The sequence below is a fragment of the Streptomyces verrucosisporus genome, from assembly GCF_017114865.1.
Lineage (GTDB): Bacteria > Actinomycetota > Actinomycetes > Streptomycetales > Streptomycetaceae > Streptomyces > Streptomyces fenghuangensis.
The window spans coordinates 260,726-285,265 of sequence record NZ_JADEYH010000001.1; the positions used below are offsets into that span (position 1 = coordinate 260,726).

21 protein-coding genes are annotated in these 24,540 nt (G+C 74.0%); 7 read left to right on the forward strand and 14 right to left on the reverse strand.

Features of this window, described 5'->3' with window-relative positions; translation table 11 throughout:
* Window positions 1-50: 50 nt before the first annotated feature.
* On the forward strand, window positions 51-1,640 hold the full coding sequence (locus IQ279_RS01255) for a sodium-dependent transporter (protein ID WP_206346363.1): 1,590 nt from the start codon (window positions 51-53) through the stop codon (window positions 1,638-1,640).
* A complete protein-coding gene (locus IQ279_RS01260) occupies window positions 1,640-1,744 on the forward strand; it encodes a methionine/alanine import family NSS transporter small subunit (protein WP_206346364.1) in 105 nt (34 codons plus the stop codon). Before IQ279_RS01255 ends, IQ279_RS01260 begins: the two co-directional genes overlap by 1 nt.
* Window positions 1,745-1,888: 144 nt before the next feature.
* Here IQ279_RS01260 and aceE read toward each other — a convergent pair whose 3' ends face one another.
* The 8 genes from aceE to IQ279_RS01300 all read right to left on the reverse strand — a co-directional run bounded on the left by aceE (window position 1,889) and on the right by IQ279_RS01300 (window position 14,215).
* Window positions 1,889-4,582: a pyruvate dehydrogenase (acetyl-transferring), homodimeric type gene (gene aceE, locus IQ279_RS01265; RefSeq protein WP_206346365.1), complete on the reverse strand. Its 2,694-nt coding sequence runs from the start codon at window positions 4,580-4,582 to the stop codon at window positions 1,889-1,891.
* Between the two features lie 146 nt (window positions 4,583-4,728).
* Window positions 4,729-5,352 (reverse strand): GntR family transcriptional regulator, encoded by a 624-nt coding sequence (locus IQ279_RS01270; RefSeq protein WP_206346366.1) that lies wholly within the window; start codon window positions 5,350-5,352, stop codon window positions 4,729-4,731.
* A gap of 117 nt (window positions 5,353-5,469) precedes the next feature.
* Entirely contained in the window at window positions 5,470-7,314 is a 1,845-nt protein-coding gene (gene sucB, locus IQ279_RS01275) for a 2-oxoglutarate dehydrogenase, E2 component, dihydrolipoamide succinyltransferase (RefSeq protein WP_206346367.1), read from the reverse strand.
* Window positions 7,315-7,373: 59 nt separating this feature from the next.
* Window positions 7,374-8,762, reverse strand: a complete 1,389-nt coding sequence (gene lpdA, locus IQ279_RS01280) for a dihydrolipoyl dehydrogenase (protein ID WP_206346368.1) — start codon at window positions 8,760-8,762, stop codon at window positions 7,374-7,376.
* 364 nt (window positions 8,763-9,126) lie between these two features.
* Window positions 9,127-10,698 carry a leucyl aminopeptidase gene (locus IQ279_RS01285; protein ID WP_206346369.1) on the reverse strand — a complete coding sequence of 524 codons (1,572 nt, stop codon included), beginning with the start codon at window positions 10,696-10,698 and terminating at the stop codon, window positions 9,127-9,129.
* Between the two features lie 189 nt (window positions 10,699-10,887).
* Window positions 10,888-11,742, reverse strand: a complete 855-nt coding sequence (locus IQ279_RS01290; protein WP_206346370.1) for an adenosylcobinamide-GDP ribazoletransferase — start codon at window positions 11,740-11,742, stop codon at window positions 10,888-10,890.
* A 73-nt stretch (window positions 11,743-11,815) separates the two neighbouring features.
* Complete coding sequence (locus tag IQ279_RS01295) at window positions 11,816-12,949, reverse strand: nicotinate-nucleotide--dimethylbenzimidazole phosphoribosyltransferase (RefSeq protein WP_206346371.1); 1,134 nt, start codon at window positions 12,947-12,949, stop codon at window positions 11,816-11,818.
* Window positions 12,950-12,991: 42 nt separating this feature from the next.
* The gene (locus tag IQ279_RS01300; RefSeq protein WP_206346372.1) at window positions 12,992-14,215 is read right to left on the reverse strand and encodes a bifunctional adenosylcobinamide kinase/adenosylcobinamide-phosphate guanylyltransferase; all 1,224 of its coding nucleotides are present in this window, start codon (window positions 14,213-14,215) and stop codon (window positions 12,992-12,994) included.
* A gap of 187 nt (window positions 14,216-14,402) precedes the next feature.
* Here IQ279_RS01300 and IQ279_RS01305 point away from each other — a divergent pair, with 187 nt between their 5' ends.
* Window positions 14,403-14,615: a hypothetical protein gene (locus tag IQ279_RS01305; protein ID WP_093848475.1), complete on the forward strand. Its 213-nt coding sequence runs from the start codon at window positions 14,403-14,405 to the stop codon at window positions 14,613-14,615.
* Between the two features lie 105 nt (window positions 14,616-14,720).
* On the opposite strand, the gene IQ279_RS01310 is transcribed toward IQ279_RS01305, so the two are convergent.
* From IQ279_RS01310 to IQ279_RS01320, 3 genes are all read right to left on the reverse strand, one after another.
* Complete coding sequence (locus IQ279_RS01310) at window positions 14,721-15,788, reverse strand: S1C family serine protease (protein ID WP_206346373.1); 1,068 nt, start codon at window positions 15,786-15,788, stop codon at window positions 14,721-14,723.
* Between the two features lie 154 nt (window positions 15,789-15,942).
* Window positions 15,943-16,710 carry a class I SAM-dependent methyltransferase gene (locus IQ279_RS01315; RefSeq protein ID WP_206346374.1) on the reverse strand — a complete coding sequence of 256 codons (768 nt, stop codon included), beginning with the start codon at window positions 16,708-16,710 and terminating at the stop codon, window positions 15,943-15,945.
* 62 nt (window positions 16,711-16,772) lie between these two features.
* The gene (locus IQ279_RS01320) at window positions 16,773-17,375 is read right to left on the reverse strand and encodes a DUF3043 domain-containing protein (RefSeq protein ID WP_206346375.1); all 603 of its coding nucleotides are present in this window, start codon (window positions 17,373-17,375) and stop codon (window positions 16,773-16,775) included.
* Window positions 17,376-17,624: 249 nt separating this feature from the next.
* Here IQ279_RS01320 and IQ279_RS01325 point away from each other — a divergent pair, with 249 nt between their 5' ends.
* Together IQ279_RS01325 and pspAA are read left to right on the forward strand one after the other, a co-directional pair.
* The gene (locus tag IQ279_RS01325; RefSeq protein WP_206346376.1) at window positions 17,625-18,431 is read left to right on the forward strand and encodes a PspA/IM30 family protein; all 807 of its coding nucleotides are present in this window, start codon (window positions 17,625-17,627) and stop codon (window positions 18,429-18,431) included.
* 77 nt (window positions 18,432-18,508) lie between these two features.
* On the forward strand, window positions 18,509-18,799 hold the full coding sequence (gene pspAA, locus IQ279_RS01330) for a PspA-associated protein PspAA (protein ID WP_093848470.1): 291 nt from the start codon (window positions 18,509-18,511) through the stop codon (window positions 18,797-18,799).
* Window positions 18,800-18,829: 30 nt separating this feature from the next.
* Here pspAA and IQ279_RS01335 read toward each other — a convergent pair whose 3' ends face one another.
* On the reverse strand, window positions 18,830-19,741 hold the full coding sequence (locus IQ279_RS01335) for a GNAT family N-acetyltransferase (protein ID WP_206346377.1): 912 nt from the start codon (window positions 19,739-19,741) through the stop codon (window positions 18,830-18,832).
* Window positions 19,742-19,812: 71 nt separating this feature from the next.
* On the reverse strand, window positions 19,813-21,033 hold the full coding sequence (gene nadA / locus IQ279_RS01340; RefSeq protein WP_206346378.1) for a quinolinate synthase NadA: 1,221 nt from the start codon (window positions 21,031-21,033) through the stop codon (window positions 19,813-19,815).
* 243 nt (window positions 21,034-21,276) lie between these two features.
* Between nadA and erpA the strand changes: the two genes are divergently transcribed.
* The gene (gene erpA / locus IQ279_RS01345) at window positions 21,277-21,633 is read left to right on the forward strand and encodes an iron-sulfur cluster insertion protein ErpA (RefSeq protein ID WP_093655108.1); all 357 of its coding nucleotides are present in this window, start codon (window positions 21,277-21,279) and stop codon (window positions 21,631-21,633) included.
* A gap of 197 nt (window positions 21,634-21,830) precedes the next feature.
* Here the strand turns inward: erpA and IQ279_RS01350 are convergent, their stop codons facing one another.
* Window positions 21,831-23,306 (reverse strand): hypothetical protein, encoded by a 1,476-nt coding sequence (locus IQ279_RS01350; RefSeq protein ID WP_307791995.1) that lies wholly within the window; start codon window positions 23,304-23,306, stop codon window positions 21,831-21,833.
* A 198-nt stretch (window positions 23,307-23,504) separates the two neighbouring features.
* On the opposite strand from IQ279_RS01350, the gene IQ279_RS01355 reads away from it, so the two are divergent.
* The gene (locus IQ279_RS01355; RefSeq protein WP_206346379.1) at window positions 23,505-24,479 is read left to right on the forward strand and encodes a carbohydrate kinase family protein; all 975 of its coding nucleotides are present in this window, start codon (window positions 23,505-23,507) and stop codon (window positions 24,477-24,479) included.
* Window positions 24,480-24,540: the final 61 nt, after the last annotated feature.

A 24,540-nucleotide genomic window follows, 5' to 3' on the forward strand; every position in this document is an offset into this window, starting at 1 on the left:
CTGTTAGCGTGCTGTCAACCCATAGGGACAAACGCCGAGGAACGTCGCATATGGCCACCGAATCCAGCAGCACCCCGACGACCCCGCCGCCCCGCGCCCAGTGGGGGACCCGCACGGGCTTCCTGCTGGCGGCGATCGGCTCGGCCATCGGGCTCGGCAACATCTGGCGCTTCCCCTCCGAGGCGTACAAGAACGGCGGCGGGGCGTTCCTGCTGCCCTATCTGATCGCCCTGCTGACGGCGGGCCTGCCGTTGCTGATCCTGGAGTACACGCTGGGCCGCCGCTACAGGAAGTCCCCGCCCGGCGCTTTCCGCAGGCTGTCCGGTCCGGCGCAGGCGATCGGCTGGTGGCAGGTGGCGGTCTCCTTCGTCATCGCCGCCTACTACGCCGTGATCCTGGCCTGGGCCGTGCGCTACGTGGGCTTCTCGGTGGGCGAGCAGTGGGGCGACGACCCGAACGCCTACTTCTTCGGCGACTTCCTGCGCACCGCCGAGCAGCCCGGCTGGATCTCCTCCTACGTCGGCGGCGTGTTCTGGCCGCTGCTGGTCATCTGGATCGCGGCCCTGACCGTCCTGGCCCTGGGGGTGCGGCGCGGCATCGAGATGGCCAACCGGATCTTCATCCCGCTGCTGGTGGTCTTCTTCGTCGTCCTGGTGATCCGCGCGGTCACCCTGGACGGAGCCGGGACGGGCCTGGACGCGCTGTTCTCGCCCGACTGGAGTGCGCTGGCCGAGGGCGGTGTCTGGGTCGCCGCCTACGGGCAGATCTTCTTCTCCCTCTCGGTCGGCTTCGGCATCATGATCACCTACGCCTCCTACCTGCGCCGCCGCGCCGACCTCACCGGCTCCGCGCTGGTGGCCGGATTCGCCAACAGCTCCTTCGAACTCCTGGCGGGCATCGGGGTGTTCGCCACCCTCGGCTTCCTCTCCGCCGCCAGCGGCACACCGGTGGGGGAGACCGTCACCGACGGCATCGGCCTGGCGTTCATCGCCTTCCCGACGATCATCTCCAACATGCCGCTGGGCACCCTGTTCGGCCTGCTGTTCTTCGGCTCCCTGGTGATCGCCGGCTTCACCTCGCTGATCTCCATCGTGGAGGTGGTGGTCGCCTCGGTGCAGGACAAGACCGGCATCGGGCGCGTCCCGGCCGTGCTCGGCGCCGGCGGCCTGACGGCCCTGGTGTCCGTCCTGCTCTTCCCCACCGACAGCGGGCTGTACCTGCTGGACTCCGCCGACCACTTCATCAACCGCTACGGCATCGCCCTGGCCTCCCTGGTCGCGGTGATCGTCATCGCCTGGGTGCTGCGCAGGCTGCCGGTGCTCCAGCGGGACGCGGACGCCACCTCCGCCATCCGGCTGGGCGTGTGGTGGCGGCTGGCCCTGGGGGTCGTCACCCCGCTGGTGCTGGGCTGGATGATGGTGGACAGCCTGCGCTCGGAGTTCGACGAGAACTACGGGGGATACCCCTCCGGCTTCCTGTTCTGGTCCGGGTGGGCGGTCGCCCTGGGCGCGCTGGCCTTCGGCGTGCTGGCCTCCCTGCTCCCCTGGCCGCGCGGCACGGAGCCGGCGGGTACGGAGCCTTCGGGGCCGGCCGGCCCCGTGGAGACGCGACCGGGCACGCCCGGTGAAGGGAGGCACTGATGTCGGCGGGCGCCATCGCGATGATGATCGTCGCCATGGTCGTGGTGTGGGGCGGGCTGCTCGCGGCCATCCTCAAGCTCCGCGGCCACACCGAGGAGTACTGACACCCCCGGGCGGCCGGACCACGGTCCGGAGCGGGGCCGGGCGCGCCTCCCGGCAGGTGGGAGGAGACGCGCCCGGCCGACCGGAGCCGCCCGGCGGCGCGGGGAGGGCCGCCGGGCGGGAGGGGCGGCCGGGGCCGGGTGCCCTCAGGCCAGGCCGTAGCGCTCGGCCGCCTCGCGCACCGTCTCCCGCTTGACCTCGCCGCGCCGGGCCAGCCGGTCCAGGGCCGCCACCGCGACCGACTCGGCGTCCACCCCGAAGTGGCGGCGGGCCGCCTCGCGGGTGTCCGACAGACCGAAGCCGTCGGTGCCCAGCGAGGACCAGTCCTGCTCCACCCACGGGGCGATCTGGTCGGGCACCGCCCGCATCCAGTCGCTGACCGCGAGGACCGGACCGGGCGCGCCGCACAGCGCGCGGGTGACGTACGGGACGCGGTCCTCGCCGTTGAGCTGCGCCGCGTCGCAGGACAGGGCATCGCGGCGCAGCTCGCTCCAGGAGGTGGCGGACCACACGTCGGCGGTCACGCCCCAGTCGTCGGCGAGGAGGCGCTGGGCGTCCAGCGCCCAGTGGATGGCGGTTCCCGAGGCCAGCAGCTGGATCCGGGGCGTTTCGTCACCGGAGGGGGACGTGGCGGGGGTCCCCTCCCGGAAGCGGTACAGACCCTTGAGGATGCCCTCCTCCACGCCCTCGGGCATGGGCGGCTGGACCTTCGGCTCGTTGTAGACGGTCAGGTAGTAGAAGACGTCCTCCGGTTTCGGCCCGTACATCCGGCGCAGGCCGTCGCGCACGATCACCGCGATCTCGTAGGCGAAGGCCGGGTCGTAGTTGAGCGAGGCCGGGTTGGTGGCCGCGATCAGGTGGGAGTGGCCGTCGGCGTGCTGCAGGCCCTCGCCGGTGAGCGTGGTGCGGCCGGCGGTGGCGCCGACGACGAAGCCGCGGCCGAGCTGGTCGGCGAGCTGCCAGAACTGGTCGCCGGTGCGCTGCCAGCCGAACATCGAGTAGAAGATGTAGAACGGGATCATCGGCTCGCCGTGCGTGGCGTACGAGGTGGCGGCTGCGATGAAGTCGGCCATGGCGCCGGCCTCGGTGATCCCCTCGTTGAGGATCTGCCCGTCGGCCGCCTCCTTGTAGTACATCAGCTGGTCGCGGTCGACCGGCTCGTACGTCTGGCCCTTGGGCGAGTAGATGCCGGCCGAGGGGAACAGCGACTCCATGCCGAAGGTGCGGGCCTCGTCGGGGACGATCGGCACCCAGCGCCTGCCGGTCTCCGGATCCCGCATCAGGTCCTTGACCAGGCGTACGAACGCCATGGTCGTGGCCGTCTCCTGCTTGCCCGACCCCTTCCTCAGGGACTGGAAGGCGCGCTCTCCCGGCTCGGGCAGCGCCGGGACCGGATGGGTGCGGCGGGCCGGGGCGGGACCGCCGAGGGCGGCGCGGCGCTCGGTGAGGTAGCGCGCCTCGGGGGAGTCGGGGCCGGGGTGGCCGTAGGGCACCGGGCCGTCGCCCAGGGCGCTGTCGGGGATCGGCAGGCCGAGCAGGTCGCGCATGTCCCTGAACTCGTCGGCCGTCAGCTTCTTCATCTGGTGGTTGGCGTTCTTGGACTCGAAGCCCCGGCCGAGGGTGTGGCCCTTGACGGTCTGCGCCAGGATCACCGTCGGCGCGCCCTCGTGCTCGAGCGCGGCCCGGTAGGCGGCGTACACCTTGCGGGGCTCGTGGCCGCCGCGCGAGGTGTGGAAGCACTCGATGATCTTCGCGTCGGTCAGCACCTCCGCCATCTCGGCCAGCGCCGGGTCGGCGCCGAAGAAGTGCTCGCGGATGTAGGCGGCGTCGCGGGTGGCGTAGGTCTGGAACTGGGCGTCGGGCACCTCGCGCAGCCGCCTGACCAGGGCGCCGGTGGTGTCCATGGCGAGCAGGTCGTCCCAGGCCGACCCCCACAGCGACTTGACGACGTGCCAGCCGGCGGCGCGGAACTGCGCTTCCAGCTCCTGCACGACTCGGAAATTGGCGCGTACCGGGCCGTCCAGGCGCTGGAGGTTGCAGTTGACCACGAAGGTGAGGTTGTCCAGCCCCTCGCGCGCGGCGAGGGCGAGGGCGGCGGTCGACTCCGGCTCGTCCATCTCGCCGTCGCCGAGGAAGGCCCACACGCGGCTGCCGGAGGTGTCCTTGATGCCGCGGCCGGCCAGATAGCGGTTGAAGCGGGCCTGGTAGATCGCCGAGAGCGGGCCCAGGCCCATGGAGACGGTCGGGAACTCCCACAGCCAGGGCAGCCGGCGCGGGTGCGGGTAGGAGGGCAGCCCGCCGCCGCCGGCCTCCCGGCGGAAGTTGTCCAGCTGCGCTTCGGTCAGCCGTCCGTCGAGGAAGGCGCGGGCGTAGATGCCGGGGGAGGCGTGGCCCTGGATGTAGAGCTGGTCGCCGGAGCCGGGGGCCTCGGGTGAGGACTTGCCGCGGAAGAAGTGGTTGAAGCCGGTCTCGTAGAGCCAGGCGGCGGAGGCGAAGGTGGCTATGTGGCCGCCGACGCCGAAGCGGGAGCCGCGGGTGACCATGGCGGCGGCGTTCCAGCGGTTCCAGGCGGCGATCCGCCGCTCCATGTCCTCGTCGCCGGGGAAGGCGGGCTCGGCGGCGGTGGGGACGGTGTTGACGTAGTCCGTCTCCGGCAGCGCGGGGAGGCCGATTCCGGTGCGGCCGGCGTGCTCCAGGGTGCGCCGCATCAGGTACGCCGCCCGGTGCGGACCGGCCTCGCGGGCGACGGCGTCCAGGGACGCGGCCCACTCGGCGGTCTCCTCGGGATCGCGGTCGACGAGCTGGTCGAGCTCGCTGGGGGCGCGTTCGGCGTCGGTCATGGTGTGGCCGCCTTCCGGACAGAACGGGACATGGGGTGGGGGGTGTCACACCCACTGCCGGACTGTACGCCCACGATCGATGATCGATCAAAGGGTGGGAGCCGAAAAAGCGCCGGAAGAACGAAATTGGCATTCAGTGCCGCGAATCAGGCACGGGGTGCACACCCCAGTACGTGCTCCTTGACCAGCTCGCCGATGCGCGGATCGCGCCCGCGGAACGCCTCCACTACCGCCTCGTGCTCCTCGGCGTACGACTGCTGCCGGGTGCCCAGCCAGCGGATGGCGAGCGTGGTCCACACCCCGATGCCCAGCGACTCCCAGGTGTGCAGCAGCACGCTGTTCCCGGACGCGCGCACCAGCTCCCGGTGGAAGGCGACCGTGTGCCGCACCTGCGCCTCGCCGTCCCCGGCCCGGTCCGCCTCGTACAGCCGCGCCACGTGCTCCTCCAGCGCCGAGGTGTCCCCCGACAGGCGGTCGGCGGCCAGCTCGGCGGCGATCTGCTCCAGCCCGGCACGCACCGGGTAGATCTCCTCCAGATCGGCCGCCGTCAGGTTCCGCACCCGCACGCCCTTGTTCGGCGCCGACTCGATCAGCCGCAGCGCCTCCAGCTCGCGCAGCGCCTCGCGCACGGGTGTCTGGCTGACCTCCAGCTCCACGGCGATCCGCCGCTCCACGATGCGCTCGCCCGGCTTCCAGCGCCCGCGGACGATGCCCTCCACGATGTGCTCGCGGATCTGCTCGCGCAGGGAGTGGACGACGGGCGGGGCCATGGGCGCTCCTTGTCTGCCTTCTTCGGGGGGGAGGACAACGACGATACGGGCCCCGCCCGCACGGCGGCGCCCCCGCCCGGATCCGTTCCGGGCGGGGGCGCCGATGCGGGGGAGCGGTCAGAGACCCAGCTCGCCCTCGAACTCGCCGGCCTCCAGACGGGCCTTGACGTCCGTCAGGTAGCGGGCGGCGTCCGCGCCGTCGACCAGCTGGTGGTCGTAGGACAGGGTCAGGTAGACCATGTCCCGGACGGCGATGGTCTCGCCCAGCTCCGGGTGGTCCACCACGACCGGGCGGCGCACGGTGGCGCCGATGCCCAGCTCGGCCACCTGCGGGTAGTTCACGATGATCGTGTCGAACAGCGCACCGCGCGAGCCGGTGTTGCTGATCGTGAACGTGCCGCCGGACATGTCGTCCGGGCTGAGCTTGCCGGTGCGGACCCTGCCCGCCAGCTCCGCGGTCTTCTTGGCGATGCCGGCCAGGCTCAGGTCGCCCGCGCCCTTGATGACCGGGACCATCAGGCCCTTCTCCGAGTCCACCGCGATGCCGATGTTCTCGACGTCGTGGTAGGTCACGGTCCCGTCGCCGTTGATCTTGGCGTTGATCGACGGGTGGGCCTTCAGGGCCTCGGCGGCGGCCTTGACGAAGAACGGCATCGGGGAGAGCTTGACGCCCTCGCGGGCCAGGAAGTCCTCCTTGGCCCGGGCCCGCAGCCGCATGATCCGCGTGACGTCCACCTCGACCACGGTGGACAGCTGCGCCTGGTTGTGCAGCGCCTTCATCATGTTCTCGGCGATGACCTTGCGGATGCGGGTCATCGGCACCGTCCGGCCGCGCAGCGGCGACGGCTCGGCCTTGGCCGGGCCGCGGCCCGCCGGTGCGGCGGCCGGCGCCTGGGCGGCCTGCGCCCTGGCCGCCTCGGCCGCGGCCACGACGTCCTGCTTGCGGATACGGCCGCCGACGCCGGTGCCCTTGACGGTGGACAGGTCGACGCCGTTCTCGGCGGCGAGCTTGCGCACCAGCGGGGTCACATAGGCGCCCTCGCCGCCACCGGCCGGGGCCGCCGGTGCCGGGGCCTGCGCCGGGGCGGGAGCGGGAGCCTCGGCGGCGGGCGCCTGCTCGGCGGGCTCGGGCTGCGCCGGAGCCGGAGCGGGCTCGGGCCGGGCCTGGGGCTGCGCGGGGGAGGCCTGCGGCTCGGGCTTCGGCTCGGGCGCCGGGGCGGGAGCCTCGGCCTGCGGCTCGGGCTGTGCCTGCGGCTCGGGCTGTGCCGGGGCGGGGGCCTGGGCCGGAGCGGCACCGGCGGCGCCGATCACGGCCAGCTTCGCGCCGACCTCCGCCGTCTCGTCCTCGCCCACCACGATCTCCAGCAGGGTGCCGGAGGCGGGGGCCGGGATCTCGGTGTCGACCTTGTCGGTCGAGACCTCCAGCAGCGGCTCGTCGGTCTCGACCTCGTCGCCGACCGACTTCAGCCAGCGGGTGACGGTGCCCTCGGTGACGGACTCGCCGAGCGCCGGCAGTACCACATCGGTGCCCTCCGCCGCACCGCCGGACGGGGCGGCCTGCTGCGGAGCCGGGGCCTGGGCGGGCTCGGGCTCCGCCTGCGGCTCGGGCCGGGCCTGGGGCTGCGCGGGGGCGGCCTGCGGCTCGGGAGCCGAGGCCTCGGCCTGGGCGGGCGCCTCGGCCTCGGCCGGGGCGCCGCTTCCTTCCCCTGCCTGCGGCGGGGATGCCCCATCGTCGATCACGGCCAGCTCGGCGCCGACCTCGACCGTCTCGTCCTCGGCGACCTTGATGGAGGACAGGGTGCCGGAGGCGGGGGAGGGGATCTCGGTGTCGACCTTGTCGGTCGAGACCTCCAGCAGGGGTTCGTCGGCCTCGACGTGCTCACCCTCGGCCTTCAGCCAGCGGGTGACGGTGCCCTCGGTGACGCTCTCGCCGAGCGCCGGCAGGGTTACGGAAACCGCCATGGTTTCGGTTGCTCCTAACGAAAAGTGCGAATGGCGTGGTGCTCTCGCGCCCGGGAGGATCAGTCGTGGGAGTGCAGCGGCTTGCCGGCCAGGGCCAGGTGGGCCTCGCCGAGGGCCTCGTTCTGCGTCGGGTGCGCGTGGACGAGCTGCGCGACCTCGGCGGGCAGAGCCTCCCAGTTGTAGATGAGCTGGGCCTCGCCGACCTGCTCGCCCATCCGGTCACCGACCATGTGGACACCGACCACGGCACCGTCGCGGACCTGGACGAGCTTGATCTCGCCCTGGGTCTTGAGGATCTTGCTCTTGCCGTTGCCGCCGAGGTTGTACTTCAGCGTCACGACCTTGTCCGCGCCGTGGATCTCCTTGGCCCTGGCCTCGGTCAGACCGACGGAGGCGACCTCCGGGTGGCTGTAGGTCACCCGCGGCACGCCGTCGTAGTCGATCGGCACGACGTCCATGCCGGCCAGCCGCTCGGCCACCAGGATGCCCTCGGCGAAGCCGACGTGGGCGAGCTGGAGGGTCGGGATGAGGTCGCCGACGGCCGAGACGGTGGGCACGTTGGTGCGGCAGTACTCGTCCACCAGGACGTAACCGCGGTCCATGTTCACCCCGGCCTCCTCGTAGCCCAGCCCCTGCGAGACCGGACCGCGGCCGATGGCGACGAGCAGCAGCTCGGCCTCGTACTCCTTGCCGTTGGCCAGGGAGACCTTCACACCGTTGTCGGTGTACTCCGCCTTCTCGAAGAAGGAGCCGAGCGAGAACTTGATGCCGCGCTTGCGGAAGGCGCGCTCCAGCAGCTTGGAGCTGTTCTCGTCCTCGGCCGGCACCAGGTGGGGCAGGCCCTCGACGATGGTGACGTCGGTGCCGAAGGACTTCCACGCGGAGGCGAACTCGCAGCCGATGACGCCGCCGCCCAGGATGACGACGGACTGCGGCACGCGGTCCAGCTTCAGCGCGTGGTCGGAGTTGATGATCCGGTTGCCGTCGATCTCCAGACCCGGGATCGACTTGGGCACCGAGCCGGTGGCCAGCAGGACGTGCCGGCCTTCGTAGCGCTGCCCGTTCACGTCCACCGAGGTCGGGGAGGAGAGGCGGCCCTCGCCCTCCACGTAGGTGATCTTGCGGGAGGCGATCAGCCCCTGCAGGCCCTTGTACAGACCCGAGATCACACCGTCCTTGTACTTGTGGACGGCCGGCATGTCGATGCCCTCGAAGGTGGCCTTGACGCCGAAGCCGGCGCTCTCGCGCGCGGAGTCGGCCACCTCGCCGGCGTGCAGCAGGGCCTTCGTCGGGATGCAGCCGTAGTGCAGACAGGTGCCGCCGACCTTGTCCTTCTCGATCAGGGCGACGTCCAGACCCAGCTGCGAAGCCCGCAGGGCAGCGGCATAACCGCCGCTACCGCCTCCGAGGATCACTAGGTCGAAAACGGTGCTGGCGTCGTTCGCCACGTCACGTCCTCCATGCATGGGTACGCCGGAGCCGGTCCGTCGGAGACCGGGCGGCTGTATGTTCGGCCGCTTCTTGCTCGGCCCTGTGGGTTGAGCGGGCCCTGTCCTGCCGAGACAACATCTTTGCACTTGTCGGCGGACAGTGGGACGCCGGGCCGGTGTCCCAGCCCCTCATACCCAGATGAACAGGAGGATTGCGAGCGGGTACGCGTGTCTACCGGACAGTAGGCCGACCGGGATCGCTCACAGCGAACGCGCCGCGGCCGCTACAGGCCGCAACAGGCCGTGACGCGCGCCGGGGCCCGGAGGCGGAGAGCCTCCGGGCCCCGGCGGTGCGGCCCTCACCGGGGCCGTCGGGCGACCGTCACAGAACGTCCCCCGCCGCGGCGCGCTCGGCGAGGCGGACCAGGGTGCGCACCGCGCTGCCAGTGCCGCCCTTCGGGGTGTAGCCGAAGGGGCCGGACTCGTTGAAGGCCGGACCGGCGATGTCCAGGTGCGCCCAGGCGGTGCCCTCGGCGACGAACTCCTTCAGGAACAGGCCGGCCACCAGGCCGCCGCCCATCCGCTCGCCCATGTTGGCGATGTCGGCGATCGGCGAGTCCATGCCCTTGCGCAGATGGCCGGGCAGGGGCATCGGCCACGACGGCTCGCCCACCTCGGTCGCGCTGTCGTGGACGGCCGTGCGGAAGGCGTCGTCGTTGGCCATCACACCGAACGTGCGGCCGCCCAGCGCCAGCATCATCGCGCCGGTCAGGGTGGCCACGTCCACCACCGCGTCCGGCTTCTCCTCGCAGGCCCGGGTCAGGGCGTCGGCCAGCACCAGGCGGCCCTCGGCGTCGGTGTTGAGCACCTCGACCGTCTTGCCGCTGTACATGGTCAGGACGTCGCCCGGCCGGGTCGCGGTGCCCGACGGCATGTTCTCCGCCAGCGCCAGCCAGCCGGTGACGTTCACCCGCAGGCCCAGGCGGGCGGCGGCGACCACGGCGGCGAAGACGGCGGCGGCGCCGCTCATGTCGCACTTCATGGTCTCGTTGTGGCCGGCCGGCTTGAGCGAGATGCCGCCCGAGTCGTAGGTGATGCCCTTGCCGACCAGGGCCAGGGTCTTCTTCGCCTTGGAGTGGGTGTAGGACAGGCGCACCAGGCGCGGCGGGTTCGCCGAGCCCTGCCCGACGCCGAGGATGCCGCCGTAACCGCCCTTGGCCAGCGCCTTCTCGTCCAGCACCTCCACCGTCAGCCCGTGCTCCTTGGCCGCGCTCTGCGCGGCGGAAGCGAAGGACTTGGGGAACAGGTCGTTGGAGGGTGTGTTGACCAGGTCGCGGGCGCGGTTGACCTCCGCGGCCAGCACCTCGGCCCGCTCTGCGGCGGCCTTGTGCGCCTTGTCGCGGGGCTTGGCGCCGAGCACGGTGACCTCGGCGAGCGGGGCGCTCCTGTCGCCGCCCCCGCCCTTGCCCTTCTTCCCCTTGGCGGCGCCCTTGCCGTCCTTGGCGTTCTTGTCCTCCTTGCCGCGGTACTCGGTGAAGGAGTAGGCCCCCAGCAGCGCGCCCTCGCAGACGGCGGCCAGGGACGCCTCGTCCCCGGCCGGCAGGGCGAAGCCGGCCTTCTTCCGGCCGGCCAGCGCGCGGGCGGCCGCACCGGCCGCGCGGCGCAGCGCCTCCGGGTCGTACGGCCCGTCCCCCTCCGGGGCGTCACCGAGCCCGACCGCCAGCACCAGATCGGCCTTCACCCCGTCCGGGGCGGGCAGCTTGGTGACCTCCCCCTCGCCGCCCGACGCGCCGAGGGTGTCCAGGACGCCGGCCAGGGAGCCGCCGAACGCCTGGTCCAGGGTCTCGCCGCCCGGAGCGACCACGGGCCCGTCCGGGCCCTTGGCCACACCGACGACGACGGCGTCCGCGCGCAGCGTCGCGGCGGACGAGGAACTGAGAGTGAGAGCAGACACAGTGGTGGGAATCCCTCTTCCGATGGGCAAGCCGAGTGGATGTGCACGGCTTCGGGCACGGGCCGAGCCTACGTCGCGGTCCGAAGCGCCCCGCCGTCGGCTCCGGGCGGTGGTTTCCGCTCACCGCTCGGAACCGGTGGCGGGGCGTGACGGAAGCACGAACCGTCCCGCGGAATTCTCCGAGGGGGGTCAACCCAGCGCAAGCACCACCAGGCAGGCGGTCAGCGCGGTTTCGCCCACCGCGCCGAAGACGTCGCCGGTCACCCCGCCCAGTCTGCGGCGACAGCGGGACAGCAGCAGATGCGCCGCGCCCAGCGCCACCACGACCGCCGCGGCACACCGCACGGCCCCGTACGGTCCCCACGGCGCCCCCGCGCCGGCCGCCGCCGAGACCACCGCCGCGCAGGTCAGGGCGGCGGCCCGCGGAGGCACCACCCCGGCGACCGCCGCGCCCAGCCCGCCGGGGCGGGCCGCGGGGACGCCCTCACGGGCGGCGAGCGTCAGCGCGGCGCGCGCGGTCACCGCGGAGACGGTCACCGCGGCCGCGCCCCAGGCCCAGCCGGCGGCGTACGCCCCGGCCACCGCCGCGACCTGGGCGAGCAGCACCAGCAGCAGGGTGACCACTCCGAACGGGCCGATGTCGGAGCGCTTCATCACCTCCAGCGCGCCCTCGGCCCGGCGGCCGCTGCCCAGGCCGTCGGCGACGTCCGCGAGCCCGTCCAGGTGCAGGCCGCGCGTCAGCACGGCGGGCACCGCGACGGTGGCGACCGCCGCGAGCAGCGGTGAGGCGCCCAGCAGCAGCGCGACGCCCCCGGCGGCGGCCGCGCACAGCCCGGCCACCAGGCCCACCAGCGGGGCGCACACCATGCCCGTGCGGGCCGCGGGCCGGTCCCAGCGGGCACCGGAGACCGGCAGCACGGTGAGCGTGCCGAAGGCGAAGCGCACCCCGTCCCGCACGCCGGCGGGCGGCGGGGCCGGGTGCGGCGGGGCGGGCGGCGGATGCCGCGGTGGCGGGTCCTGCGGCGGCTGCGGGACGGTGTCCACGGGCTCTCCTGCGTTCTGCCTGCGAGAGGACGGCCGGGCTCGGCCGGCGGACCGGCTCGGATGGTGGACCGGTTCAGGTGGCGTCGAGCGTCCGCACGGCGCCGGCCCGGTCCGCGGCCGGCTCCGTCGGCGCGGCGCCCTCCTGTCCCTGAAGCCCCTGGCGCACCGGCAGCTCCGCCGCCAGCGCGGCCGCGGCCCGGACCAGGGGGAGGGCGAGCAGCGCGCCGGTGCCCTCGCCCGCGGTGACGCCATGGTCCAGCAGCGGGTCGAGTGCCATCCGGTCCAGCGCCTTGGCCTGCGCGGGCTCCCCGCTCGCCGAACCGGCCAGCCACCAGTCCGGCGCCCGGAACGCCACGCGCTGGGCGACCAGCGCGCACGCGGCGCCGACCACGCCGTCGAGGACCACGGGGGTGCGGCGCACGGCCGACTGGAGCAGGAAGCCGGTGATCGCGGTCAGGTCCGCCCCGCCGACGGTCGCCAGCAGCCTCAGCTGGTCCCCCAGGACGGGCCGGGCGCGGCGCAGCCCGTCGCGGATCGCCGCGCACTTGCGCATCCAGGCCAGGTCGTCGATGCGCCCGCCGCCGCGGCCGGTGACCACGGAGGCGTCGGTGCCGCACAGGGCGGCGACCAGCACACCGGCCGCCGTGGTGCCGCCGACGGAGATGTCGCCCAGGACCACCAGATCGGTCCCGGCGTCGGCCTCCTCGTCGGCGACGGCCATCCCGGCCCGGAAGGCGCGCTCGGCCTCCTCGGCGGTCAGGGCGTCCTCGGTGTCCAGACGTCCGCCGGAGCGCCGCACCCGATGGCGGGTGACCTCCGCGGGCAGCTCGCCCGGGTCGCAGTCCAGCGACATGTCGACGATCCGCAGCGGCACGTCGAGACGGCGCGCCAGCACCGCCGCCGGACTCGTGCCGTCCAGGGCGGCGCGCACCAGGGCGTGCGCGCCCCCGGCGGGCCGGGCGGAGACGCCCAGCCGGGCCACCCCGTGGTCCCCGGCGAACAGCACGGCCTTCGGCCGCGAGACGGGCTCCACGGGGACGCGGCCCTGCGCCGCCGCCAGCCACTCGCCCAGTTCGTCCAGCCGCCCCAGTGCCCCGGCCGGCAGGCCGGTCCGGGCGCGCCGCTCCTCGGCGTCCCGGCGGACGCCGCTGTCGGGACGCTCGATGAGGTCGCCGAAGTCGTCGAGATTCAGGCTGCCGTCGCTCATGGGAGCGACACTACCGTTCCCCTTACGGCCCCCGGCCGGCGCTCAGCCGCGCAGCGGCAGGGCGGTGCCCGCCGTGACCAGCAGGACGTGTTCGCACTCGGCCGCCACCGCCGCGTTCAGCCGGCCCAGCTCGTCGCGGAAGCGGCGGCCGGCGGCGGTGGCGGGCACCACGCCCGAGCCGACCTCGTTGCTGACCGCCACCACCGTGCGGGAGGCGGCCCGGAAGGCCGCGACCAGGGCGCCGGTCCGCCCGGCCAGCGCGCGGGGGGCCTCGCCGCTTCTCCAGCGGTCCTCGTCCCATGCGCCGGCGCGGTCCATCGCGTCGGTCAGCCACAGGGCCAGGCAGTCGACCAGCACCGGCGGGGCGTCCTCCGCGGTGAGCAGCGGCACCAGGTCGCAGGTCTCGGCCGTGCGCCAGGAGGACGGGCGGCGCTCCCGGTGGGCGGCCACCCGGGCCGCCCACTCCCGGTCGCCGTCCCGGGTGCCGCCCGTGGCGACGTACAGCACGTCCGGGAAGGCCGCCAGCCGCCGCTCGGCCTCGGCGGACTTGCCCGAGCGCGCGCCGCCCAGGACCAGCGTGCGCCGCGGCAGATCGGGGACCGCCCGGTAGTCGCCGACCACCACCGTGGCGCCGTCCGGCTCGGTACGGGCCCCCGCGGCGGCCAGCCGCCGGTGCAGTTCGGGGCCGGGCGGCACATCGTGGTCGATGTGGACGGCCAGCACGTCAGTGGTCGGGCCCACGGCCCCGGCCGCCCGCAGCCGGGCGAGCGCGTCGGGACGGCCCAGGACGTCCATCAGCACCAGGGCGTACGGGGCACGGGAGCCGTCGGACGGCGGGTCCGCGAGGCCGGCCCCCGGCGGCAGGTACAGCAGGTGCTCACCGTCGGGTCCGCCGATCTCGTACCCGGTGCCCGGCCCGTCCGGCGCCACGGCCCGCACCCGGTGGCCGCTGATCAGCGTCAGCCTCCGCCCATCGGGCACCCGCACCGGCGCGGGCAGCCCGGCCGGAACCTCCGGGGCCGGCCCTTCGCGGGGGCCTTCGGGGGAGTGGGACAGCAGCACCTGCCGTACACCGTGCAGCGAACTGCCCGCGCGGGCGGCCGCCAGAACGGGGCCGGGGGTCAGGTCGAGCAGCAGGACGCCGTCCACGAGCAGCGCGGTCGCCGCCCGCGCCCGGTCACGTGCGGCGGTGGCGCAGGCCGCGCAGGGGCAGCCGGGCCTGGGGAGGCCGGCGGGGGCGCCGGTGCCGAGCAGAGTCAGTTCCACGGCACGATCGTCTCGCGCCCGCCGGGCCGCCGCGCGAGGGGGCGGGGCCGGTCCGCTCGGATCGGCAGGGCAGGGCCTAATCTGCGGACAGCGGGACAGGATCTGTGGACGTACGGCGGCAGCCGGCGCGGTACGGCACGGGGACGGGCCGCGGACAGGGTACGGACAAGGAACAGGGGAGGCGCACATGGCGTGGACGTGGCGGTTCGAGAAGGCCGACGGCACGGAGACGGAGCCGGCCGTCCGGCCGGAGGAGTTCTCCACCCAGGGGGACGCGGAGAGCTGGATCGGCGAGACCTGGAGGGAACTGCTGGAGGGCGGTGTCGAGCAGGTGAGACTGCTGGAGGACGGCACCGAGATCTACGGGCCCATGAGCCTGAGCGCGGCCGAGGAGGCCTGAGGGTTTGGGCCCGCGGAGCCCGGTGGAGGCCGGGCCCCGCGCGCCGGGCCCCGCGGCCCCGGGCTCCGGGGCCCGCCGGTCCCTGAGCCCGGGGCCGCCCCGCCGTCAGCGCTCGCCCAGGATGACCGTGACGGTCCGCTCCCCGCCGTCGCGCCGGTAGGTGATCCTCACCTCGTCGCCCGGCTCACGGGAGGCCAGCGCCTCCGCCAGCGCGGTGGTGTCGGGGATCTCCTCGCCGCCGAGCCCGACGATCACATCGCCCGCCCGGAGGCCGGCCTCGTCCGCCGCGCCGCCCTCCTCGGTCTCCACGATCGCGACCCCGGCGGGCCGGTAGTCCTCGCCCAGGACGGTGCGCACCGTCGCCTCGATCGCGGCCTCGTCGGAGTCGACCACCTCGCCGTGCTCGATCATCTGGTCGGCCAGGTGCCGGACGGTGTCGGAGGGGATGGCGAAACCCAGGCCCGGCGCCGTGCCGCCGTCCCCGCCGGGGGAGCGGGCGGCCAGGGTGGGCACGCCGATGACGCGGCCGGAGAGGTCGACCAGCGCACCGCCGCTGTTGCCCGGATTGATCGGGGCCGAGGTCTGGATCAGGTTGCCGATGGTGGCCTCGGCGCTGCCCTCGCTGATGGCGCGGCCGGTGGCCGAGATGATCCCCTCGGTGACGCTGGAGGACAGCCCCAGCGGGTTGCCCATGGCCAGGACGATCTGGCCGACGTCCACCTCGCCCGAGTCCCCGAAGGTCGCCGGGCGCAGGCCGCCGGGCGGGTCGGTGAGCTTCACCACCGCCAGGTCCTCCTCCGGATAGCTGGCGACCAGCTCCGCGTCCAGTTCGTCCCGCCCGGTGGCCATGGTGATCCGGAACCGCTCGGCGTCCCCCACCACATGGGCGTTGGTGACGATGTGGCCCTCGCCGTCGTAGACCACGCCCGAGCCCAGCCCCTCCCCGGTGGTGACCTGGACGACGGACGGCAGGACCTGGTCGACCACCTTCTGGAAGGACTCCTGCAGGTCGCCGGCCGTGGCCGGAACGGGGACGGTGGCGCTGGGGGAGGGCGAGGCGCCGGCGTCGCCGGGGGAGTCCGAGCCGGTGCAGCCGGCGAGCAGCACGGCGGCCGCGCACAGGGCGGCGGCGCCCTGTGCGCGGCGCCCGCCGCGCGATGGGGAACGGGTCATGGGAACAGGTGCCCCCTTACCGGTCTTCCGCGGGTCTTCCACAGGTCCGCGCGGCCGGAGCGACCGGACCGCGGAGTGTCCGGGTCCCCACGGGGGAGCGGCCGGAAACGCGGTGCGTGCGGGGACCGTCCGCCGCGCGCCGGGACCGGGACGCTCAGCCGCGTGCGGCGCACAGGTGCAGCAGTGCCGCCACCGCGCGGTACGGATCGGTGCGCCCGGCCCGCTCCTCGGCGGCCAGCAGCCGCTCACCGTCCTCACCGCCGGGCAGGGGGCAGTCCTCACCGGTGAAGACCCGCACCCCGTACCACCGGTGCACCGGGGTGCTCATACCGGCCAGGGTGGCGGTCAGCGCCTCGCGGCGCAGGGCGCGCTCGGCCGGGCCGGGCGGGGCGAGGCGGGCCAGGGCGCCGGCCCAGTCACCGGCCAGCCCCGGCCGCATGGCCGCCGCCTCGGTGTTGGGCACCAGCAGCGACAGCAGCCCGCCGGGGGCCAGCACCCGGCCCAGCCCGGCCAGCAGCGGACCCGCCCCGTCGCCGGGGGCCAGTACCCCGTGGCAGAGCACCACGTCGAAGGAGCCGGGCAGGAAGTGCGCGCCGGTGCTGCGGCTGTCGCCCGGGACGACGCGCATCCGCTCCCGTATGCCCGCCGGCTCCCCCTCGAGGCCCCGGCGTACGGCGTCCGCGAGGGCGGGGTCGGACTCCAGGCCGGTCACCTCGTGCCCGGCGCGGGCCAGGGCCAGCGCCTGCAGCCCGTGGCGCAGTGCCACGTCCAGGACGCGCAGCCGCCGCCCCACGGGGAAGCGCGAGGTGATCTGCTCCTCCAGCTGCCGGGCGACCAGCGCCTGCCCCACGGCGTCGTCGTGGGGCAGGGCGTCGCGCGGTGCGTCCGCGTGGTCCTCGTCGTGTCGTACGGCTGTGTCCATCGATGGGTCCGCCGTTGGTCCGTCGCTGCTCGGCCGGGATAAGTGATCCACTTCGCGCCCCGTCAGCGGCGCGGGGCCTCGCCGCGGGCGATCTGCGGCTTGGGCAGCCGCATGCGGCGCATCTGGAGGGTACGCATCAGCGCGTAGGCCACCGCACCCCGCCGGTTCTCGTCGGGGAAGCGCTCGGCCAGGGCCTTCCTCAGCCGGAAGCCGGTCAGGAAGGAGTCGACGACGATCATCACGATGACGCCCAGCCACAGCAGCAGGGAGGCGTTCTTCACCTGCATCGACGGCATCATGCTCAGGATCAGGATGACCACGGCCAGTGGCAGGAAGAACTCCGCGACGTGCCACTTGGCGTCGACGAAGTCGCGGGCGTAGCGCCGAACCGGGCCGCGGTCGCGGGCCGGCAGATAGCGCTCGTCGCCGCCGGCCAGGGCCTCGCGCTGCCGCGCCAGCTCGGCGCGGCGGGCCTCGCGGGCGCGCCTGGAGGCCTCCTTGCGATCGGCCGGGGGCTTGGCCACGGCACGGCGCAGCGCCTCGGCCTCGCTGCGCTTGGGCGTGGGGCGGCCCTTGGGGGCCTGCGGGTCACGGCGCTGCTTGGTCAGCTCCGCGCTCTCCCGGGGGGAGGCGGTCTGCTCATCACGAGAACGGCTTCGGAACACACTGCCAAGAGTACGGGGCGACCAGGTGTGGCCCCCACCCCCACGGGGAACGATCCGGCAACGGCGGGTCACCGAACCCCCTGCTACTTCCTGGGCGGGAGGAACACCGTTCGCCGATCGTCCTGGAGGAGGAGCACTTCCGGGTCCGGACAGTGCGGTAATGGAAGCAGGGCCCGTAGGGTGGGACCTGTCGGTGTGCGAGATTCAGTCCGTCTTCGAAGGGGGCGCGCGAAGCCCATGAGCGGTGTCATGAAGCGTATGGGGATGATCTTCCGCGCGAAGACCAACAAGGCCCTGGACCGGGCCGAGGATCCGCGCGAGACACTCGACTACTCGTACCAGAAGCAGCTCGAACTGCTGCAGAAGGTGCGCCGCGGGGTCGCCGACGTGGCGACCTCCCGCAAGCGGCTGGAGCTCCAGCTCAACCAGCTCCAGGGCCAGTCCTCCAAGCTGGAGGACCAGGGCCGCAAGGCGCTCGCCCTCGGCCGCGAGGACCTGGCGCGCGAGGCGCTCTCCCGCCGCGCCGCCCTACAGCAGCAGGTGACCGACCTGGAGCAGCAGCACCAGACGCTCCAGAGCGAGGAGGAGAAGCTCACCCTCGCCGCCCAGCGCCTCCAGGCCAAGGTGGACGCCTTCCGCACCAAGAAGGAGACCATCAAGGCCACCTACACCGCCGCCCAGGCCCAGACCCGCATCGGCGAGGCCTTCTCCGGCATCTCCGAGGAGATGGGCGACGTTGGCCTGGCCGTGCAGCGGGCCGAGGACAAGACCGCGCAGCTCCAGGCCCGGGCCGGGGCGATCGACGAACTGCTCGCCTCCGGAGCCCTGGACGACTCCAGCGGAATGGCCAAGGACGACATCGCGGCCGAGCTGGACCGCATCTCCGGCGGCTCCGACGTGGAGCTGGAGCTCCAGCGGATGAAGGCCGAGCTGGCCGGCGGCACCGGCGGCGACCGGCAGGCCATCGAGGGCGGGCAGGAGCAGGCCGCGCAGCCCCAGCAGCAGCCCCGGCAGGCGCCGCGGTCCCAGGACGCCCCCCGCTTCGACAAGCAGTAGCAGCAGCGGTGCGCCGGGGAGCATCACCCCCGGCGCACCGGGCACCCGTCCTCCGGGAAGCCCGGAAGGAGACCGCCGTGATCGTACGGATCATGGGTGAGGGGCAGGTCAGGCTGGACGACAGCCACCTGCCCGGCCTGAACGCACTGGACGACGAGCTGCTCCACGAGATGGAGCACGGTGACGAGGCGGGCTTCCGCCGCACCCTCGAAGCCCTGCTGGACGCCGTGCGCTCGCTGGGCACACCGCTGCCGGACGACGCCCTGGAGCCCTCGGACCTGATCCTGCCCGAGCCCGGCGCCACGCTGGAAGAGGTGCGCGCCATGCTGGGCGAGGACGGGCTGTTCCCCGCCGACGCCCCCGCCTGAGAGGCCGGGAGCCGTTCGCGGCGGCGGGCGCTACGGGAACGGCGCGGAGGGGATGTACGGCGACGGCGGCCGCATCCCGCGCAGCCCCACCCAGCCCGCGGCGTCCGGCTCCAGTCCGGCGGCCAGCCCGACGTCCAGCGCCCACTGCTGCTCGGCGGTCAGACCTTCGATCCGCACCCGGCGGCCCTCGCCCGCAGCCCCCAGGGCGGCGGTCAGCAGCCGGGTGGCCAGCCGTCGCGAGGTCGCGCCCAGCAGCTCCACCCGCACCTCGGCCCCGGGGCCGCCGGGGTCCCCGGGACCGCCGGAGAGGTAGCAGTAGCCGCTGCCGGCGAAATCGTCGGTGACCAGCAGCCCGGCGTGGCGCGGCAGCTCCTCGTGGTCCGGCCCGTGGGCGCCGCCGCGCAGCCGGCGGTCCACCGAGTCCATCAGGTCGCGGTCCCCGGGGCCGCCCGCGGCCACCGCGCCGTCGGGAGCGGGGAGCGAGGCGGTCGAGACCGTCCCCGTCAGCCGGGTGGCCGGGTGCAGATCCAGACCCGCCCGGCGGCAGACGCGGGCCGCGACCGGGTGGGGCGGCACCAGGGCGATCCCGCGCAGGCAGCCGCGGCCGTACTCCAGCGCGCGCTTCAGCAGGGCCCCGCCCACGCCCCTGCCCCGCGCCTCGGGCAGCACCGCGAGCAGTGACAGCCCCCAGGTGCCCTCCCGCCGCGCGGACAGCACGACCCCGACGGGACGTCCGGCGGCGTCCTCGGCCAGCCAGCAGCCGCCGGGGTCGGTGCGGGTCAGATGGCGGGTGTGGTAGTGGCGGCGGACCGCCGGCGCGGGCAGCGGCGCGCGGCCGGGCGGCGGATCGCGGGGGGACGGCGGTGCCAGGAGGGCGGCGTCCGCGACGAACCGCACGGCCTGGGCGTCGTCCTCGCGGTCGCGTACCGGGCGCAGCAGCATGACGGCCATCCTGGCCGACCGCGCCGCGCCCGGTCACGCGCGTCACGCGTCTCGCACGGACCTGCCGGGGCTCACGGCAGGGCGAGCATCCGCTCCAGGGCCAGCTTGGCGAACTTCCCGGTCTCCGGGTCGACCTGGATGCGGTTGACGACCTTGCCGTCGGCCAGCGACTCCAGGGCCCACACCAGATGGGGCAGGTCGATCCGGTTCATGGTCGAGCAGAAGCAGACCGTCCGGTCCAGGAAGACGACCTCCTTGCCCTCGGGGGCGAAGCGGTTCGCCAGTCGGCGCACCAGGTTGAGCTCGGTGCCGATCGCCCACTTGGAGCCGGCCGGGGCCGCTTCCAGGGTCTTGATGATGTACTCGGTGGAGCCCACGTGATCGGCCGCCGCGACGACCTCGTGACGGCACTCGGGGTGCACCAGCACGTTGATGCCGGGAACGCGCTCGCGCACGTCGTTCACCGAGTCCAGCGTGAAGCGCCCGTGCACCGAGCAGTGACCGCGCCACAGGATCATCTTCGCCGCCCGCAGCTCCTCGGCGGTCAGACCGCCGCCCGGCTTGTGCGGGTTGTAGACGACGCAGTCCTCCAGGGACATCCCCATGTCCCGCACGGCGGTGTTGCGGCCCAGGTGCTGGTCGGGCAGGAACAGCACCTTCTCCCCCTGCCCGAAGGCCCAGTCCAGCGCCCGCCTGGCGTTGGAGGAGGTGCAGATGGTGCCGCCGTGCCGCCCGGTGAAGGCCTTGATGTCGGCCGAGGAGTTCATGTACGAGACCGGGACGGTGGTGCCGGCGACGCCCGCCTCGGTCAGCACGTCCCAGCACTCGGCGACCTGCTCGGCGGTGGCCATGTCCGCCATCGAGCAGCCCGCGGCCAGGTCGGGCAGGACGACCTGCTGCCGGTCGGAGGTGAGGATGTCGGCGGACTCGGCCATGAAGTGCACGCCGCAGAAGACGATGTACTCCGCCTCCGGGCGGGCGGCGGCGTCCCGGGCGAGCTTGAAGGAGTCGCCGGTGACGTCGGCGAACTGGATGACCTCGTCGCGCTGGTAGTGGTGGCCGAGCACGAAGACCTTCTCACCCAGCCGCTCCTTCGCCGCACGGGCGCGCTCGATCAGGCCGGGGTCCGACGGGGAGGGCAGGTCGCCGGGGCACTCCACTCCGCGCTCGCTCCTCGGGTCGGCGTCGCGGCCGAGGAGGAGAAGGGCCAGCGGGGTCGGCTGGACGTCCAGGGCGTCCCCGGGGGTGACCGGGGCGGGGGCGGAAGGCGGGGCGGTGTTCACGGCACGCACCCTTTCATCGACTCAGCGGGTCTTTTCGTCGGATTGACGCTATCTATCATAACCCCTTCACGTCATATTGACGATGCCGATCGCGTCAATGTGACGCATCCCCGCCCGCCCGCGTGGGAGTGACCGCCGGGCGCCGGGTATGCGAGCATGAAAGACGCAAGACGCGCCCGGCCTGGAATGAAACCGGGAAGCCGTCTGTTGAGCAGGCGGCAGAGCAGTCCGTACAACCCGGGAGAGAAGCAGATGTCCGTATCGGACGAGACCGCTGTGACGACTGACGGAATCATCCTGTCCGACGCCGCCGCGGCGAAGGTCAAGAGCCTGCTCGAACAGGAGGGCCGTGAGGACCTGGCCCTGCGCGTCGCCGTTCAGCCCGGCGGCTGCTCCGGCCTGCGGTACCAGCTCTTCTTCGACGAGCGGTCGCTGGACGGCGACGTCGTCAAGGAGTTCGACGGTGTCCGCGTCGTGACCGACCGGATGAGCGCTCCGTACCTGGGCGGCGCCTCCATCGACTTCGTCGACACCATCGAGAAGCAGGGCTTCACCATCGACAACCCGAACGCCACGGGCTCCTGCGCCTGCGGCGACTCCTTCAGCTGAGCCGCTTCAGCCGAGCCGCTCCGGCCGGTTCCGGGCAGCCGCCCGGAACCGGCGCGCACACGACACACCGAAGGCGGCGACCCCGACCGGGGCCGCCGCCTTCGGCGCGCCGCTCCGGCACGCCGCGCACCGCACCTCACACGCCGCACCGGGGAAGCGGGGGAGGGCGCGGGCCCGGCCCGCGCCCTCCCCCGCGTTCACTCCTTCGGAGCGCCCTCGGGCAGCCTCTCGCCCTTTCCGTCCACGATGTCGCGGTCGCCGACCGGCTCGTCGAGCTCCACCTCCACGGTCATGTCCTTGGCGACCATCACACAGGCCCTGCCCGGCTCCCTGGGCTCGCCGGTGATCCGCACCGTCACCTTCCCGGCGCTCTCCTCGGCACTCGCGCGGTACTCGTCGCACACCCCGCCCCAGAAGTGGACGGTGAGCCTGCGGTCCTTCGGCCCGTACTCCTCGACGTAGGTGGCGGTCTCGATCCGCTCCCCGGGACGCGGGCCCGGAGCACCCGGCGCGGACGTGGAGCCGTCCCCGTCCCCGGCGGAGGGCGGCGCCAGGAACTCCGGCTCCACCGCCGGGTGGGCCACCGTGTGCGTCCCCCCGCCCTCCGGCGCCACCTCGAACAGCCAGGAGGGAACGAGCAGTTCGCGCCCCTGCGAGGAGTACGGCGACAGTCCGAACTCCGCCCCCGTCACCCTCACCGGCTCACTGTCCACGGCCGGGCCGCAGGGCTCGGGATCGCCCGCACCGCCCGGCCGCTCCGGATCGCCGTCGGCGGGCGGGACGTCTCCCGGCTGCCCGGCCCCCGGTCCGGCCTTCCCCGGCTCCGGCTTCGGCGCGTCTTCTCGCGACGGCCCGGAGCACTTCAGGCCCAGGTCCACCCGGCCGCCGCGCTCGTTGAGCGCGGCCAGGGTCTCCCCGGCGTCCATGACCGGGTACCCGGCGCCCCCGCCGGCCTTCTCCAGCGCGATCGCCCTTCCGCTGCCGCTCGCCAGAGCGCCTTCGTGGGCGACACCGATCTCGGTCGTCCAGCCGTGGACGGGCAGCCCGTCCTGCCGGGGCTCGACCCGGACGATCCGCAGCCCGCCCCGCTCCTGACCGGCGTCCACCTCGGCGCCCTCCAGACCGAGGGCCTCCACGACGGGCCGGGCCGCCTCCTTCGCCTCCTTCTCGGATACCTCCCCGGCCTTCAGCGGCACCGCGCCGGTGAACGACCAGGCGCCCGAAGCGGCGTCCACGGTGAGGTTCGCGTCCTCGCCGCCGACCGTCCAGGAGCCGTCCTTCCCGCGGACCTCGCCGCGCACCTCCAGAGCCCTCGCCAGCTCGGCCACCTCCTCCTCGCCGACCTTCCCCGCGGGCCGGTACACCGGGGCCGAGGCCGGGCCGTCGGGCAGCGGGCCGGACGCCTTGTAGACCGGGCCGCCGGGGGCCGGCTCGCCGGGCGCGATCCCGCGCTCCGGCGAGGCGGCGCGGGCCTGCCCGTAGCCGTCCAGGACCAGCGGCGCGGGCCTGTCCCGGCCGCCCTGCCCGGCCGCGTCCGAGGCCCCGCCGCTCCCGGCGGTCGAGGCCCAGTACGCGCCGCCGCCTCCGGCCAGCAGGACGGCGAGGGCCACCGAGACGGTCGTCAGCCCGCGTCGCCGGGTTCGGGTGGATTCCGGGGTGTGGTCGGCGCTCACCGCATCGCTCCTTCGGTTCCGTGCACCGCGCGTCCTCGGTGCCTGTCTTTCCTGCCGTGCGCCGATGTGACGGGAGCGGGCCGCGGACGGTTCCACCGGTGCGCGGCCGCGGCGGGACAGGAGGCTCCGGGCGGGAAGGAGGCGGCGAGGAAGTAGCGTGGTGTACCCGCAGTCCCGCCTCCCCAGGAGCAGCCCGCCGTGCGTATCGCTGTCACCGGCTCCATCGCCACCGACCATCTGATGACCTTCCCCGGCCGCTTCGCCGACCAGCTCGTCGGCGACCGGCTTCACACGGTGTCGCTGTCCTTCCTGGCAGACACCCTCAACATCCGGCGCGGCGGTGTCGGCGCGAACATCAGCTTCGGCATGGGCCAGCTCGGGGTGCGCCCGATCCTCGTGGGGGCGGCGGGCGCCGACTTCGAGGAGTACCGCGCCTGGCTGGAGCGGCACGGCGTGGACACCGCGTCGGTGCGCATCTCCGAGATCCTGCACACCGCGCGCTTCGTGTGCACCACCGACACCGACCACAACCAGATCGGCACCTTCTACACCGGCGCCATGAGCGAGGCCCGGCTGATCGAGCTCAAGACGGTCGCCGACCGGGTCGGCGGGCTGGACCTGGTCCACATCGGAGCGGACGACCCCGAGGCGATGATGCGCCACACCGAGGAGTGCCGCACCCGCTCCATCCCCTTCGCCGCCGACTACTCCCAGCAGCTCGCCCGGATGGAGGGGGAGGAGATCCGCGGACTCACCGAGGGCGCGGCCTACCTGTTCACCAACGAGTACGAGGCCGGGCTGGTGGAGTCCAAGACCGGCTGGGGCGCACAGGACATCCTCGACCGGGTCGGCGCCCGTGTCACCACGCTGGGCTCCGACGGGGTCCGCATCGAGCGGGCGGGCCACGAGACCCTCACCGTCCCCTGCCCGGAGGAGGAGGCCAAGGTCGACCCGACGGGCGTCGGAGACGCCTTCCGCGCCGGCTTCCTGTCGGGCCTGGCCTGGGACCTCGGACTGGAGCGCGCCGCACAGCTCGGCTGCATGCTCGCCACCCTGGTGATCGAGACGCTGGGCACCCAGGAGTACGAGCTGAAGCGCTCCCACTTCCTGGAGCGCTTCACCAAGGCCTACGGCGAGGACGCCGCGGCCCAGGTACGGGCCTGCCTGTCCTGAGTACACGCCGGCGCGCGTTCCGGTGCGGGCCCGCCCCCGGCGGCGGCCGGGGGCGGAGAGG

Coding starts and splice junctions, on each gene's coding strand:
- IQ279_RS01255 (WP_206346363.1), top strand. CDS start 51: ATGGCCACCGAATCCAGCAGCACCCCGACGACCCCGCCGCCCCGCGCC.
- IQ279_RS01260 (WP_206346364.1), top strand. CDS start 1,640: ATGTCGGCGGGCGCCATCGCGATGATGATCGTCGCCATGGTCGTGGTG.
- aceE (WP_206346365.1), bottom strand. CDS start 4,582: ATGACCGACGCCGAACGCGCCCCCAGCGAGCTCGACCAGCTCGTCGAC.
- IQ279_RS01270 (WP_206346366.1), bottom strand. CDS start 5,352: ATGGCCCCGCCCGTCGTCCACTCCCTGCGCGAGCAGATCCGCGAGCAC.
- sucB (WP_206346367.1), bottom strand. CDS start 7,314: ATGGCGGTTTCCGTAACCCTGCCGGCGCTCGGCGAGAGCGTCACCGAG.
- IQ279_RS01295 (WP_206346371.1), bottom strand. CDS start 12,949: ATGAGCGACGGCAGCCTGAATCTCGACGACTTCGGCGACCTCATCGAG.
- IQ279_RS01305 (WP_093848475.1), top strand. CDS start 14,403: ATGGCGTGGACGTGGCGGTTCGAGAAGGCCGACGGCACGGAGACGGAG.
- IQ279_RS01310 (WP_206346373.1), bottom strand. CDS start 15,788: ATGACCCGTTCCCCATCGCGCGGCGGGCGCCGCGCACAGGGCGCCGCC.
- IQ279_RS01315 (WP_206346374.1), bottom strand. CDS start 16,710: ATGGACACAGCCGTACGACACGACGAGGACCACGCGGACGCACCGCGC.
- IQ279_RS01325 (WP_206346376.1), top strand. CDS start 17,625: ATGAAGCGTATGGGGATGATCTTCCGCGCGAAGACCAACAAGGCCCTG.
- IQ279_RS01335 (WP_206346377.1), bottom strand. CDS start 19,741: ATGCTGCTGCGCCCGGTACGCGACCGCGAGGACGACGCCCAGGCCGTG.
- erpA (WP_093655108.1), top strand. CDS start 21,277: ATGTCCGTATCGGACGAGACCGCTGTGACGACTGACGGAATCATCCTG.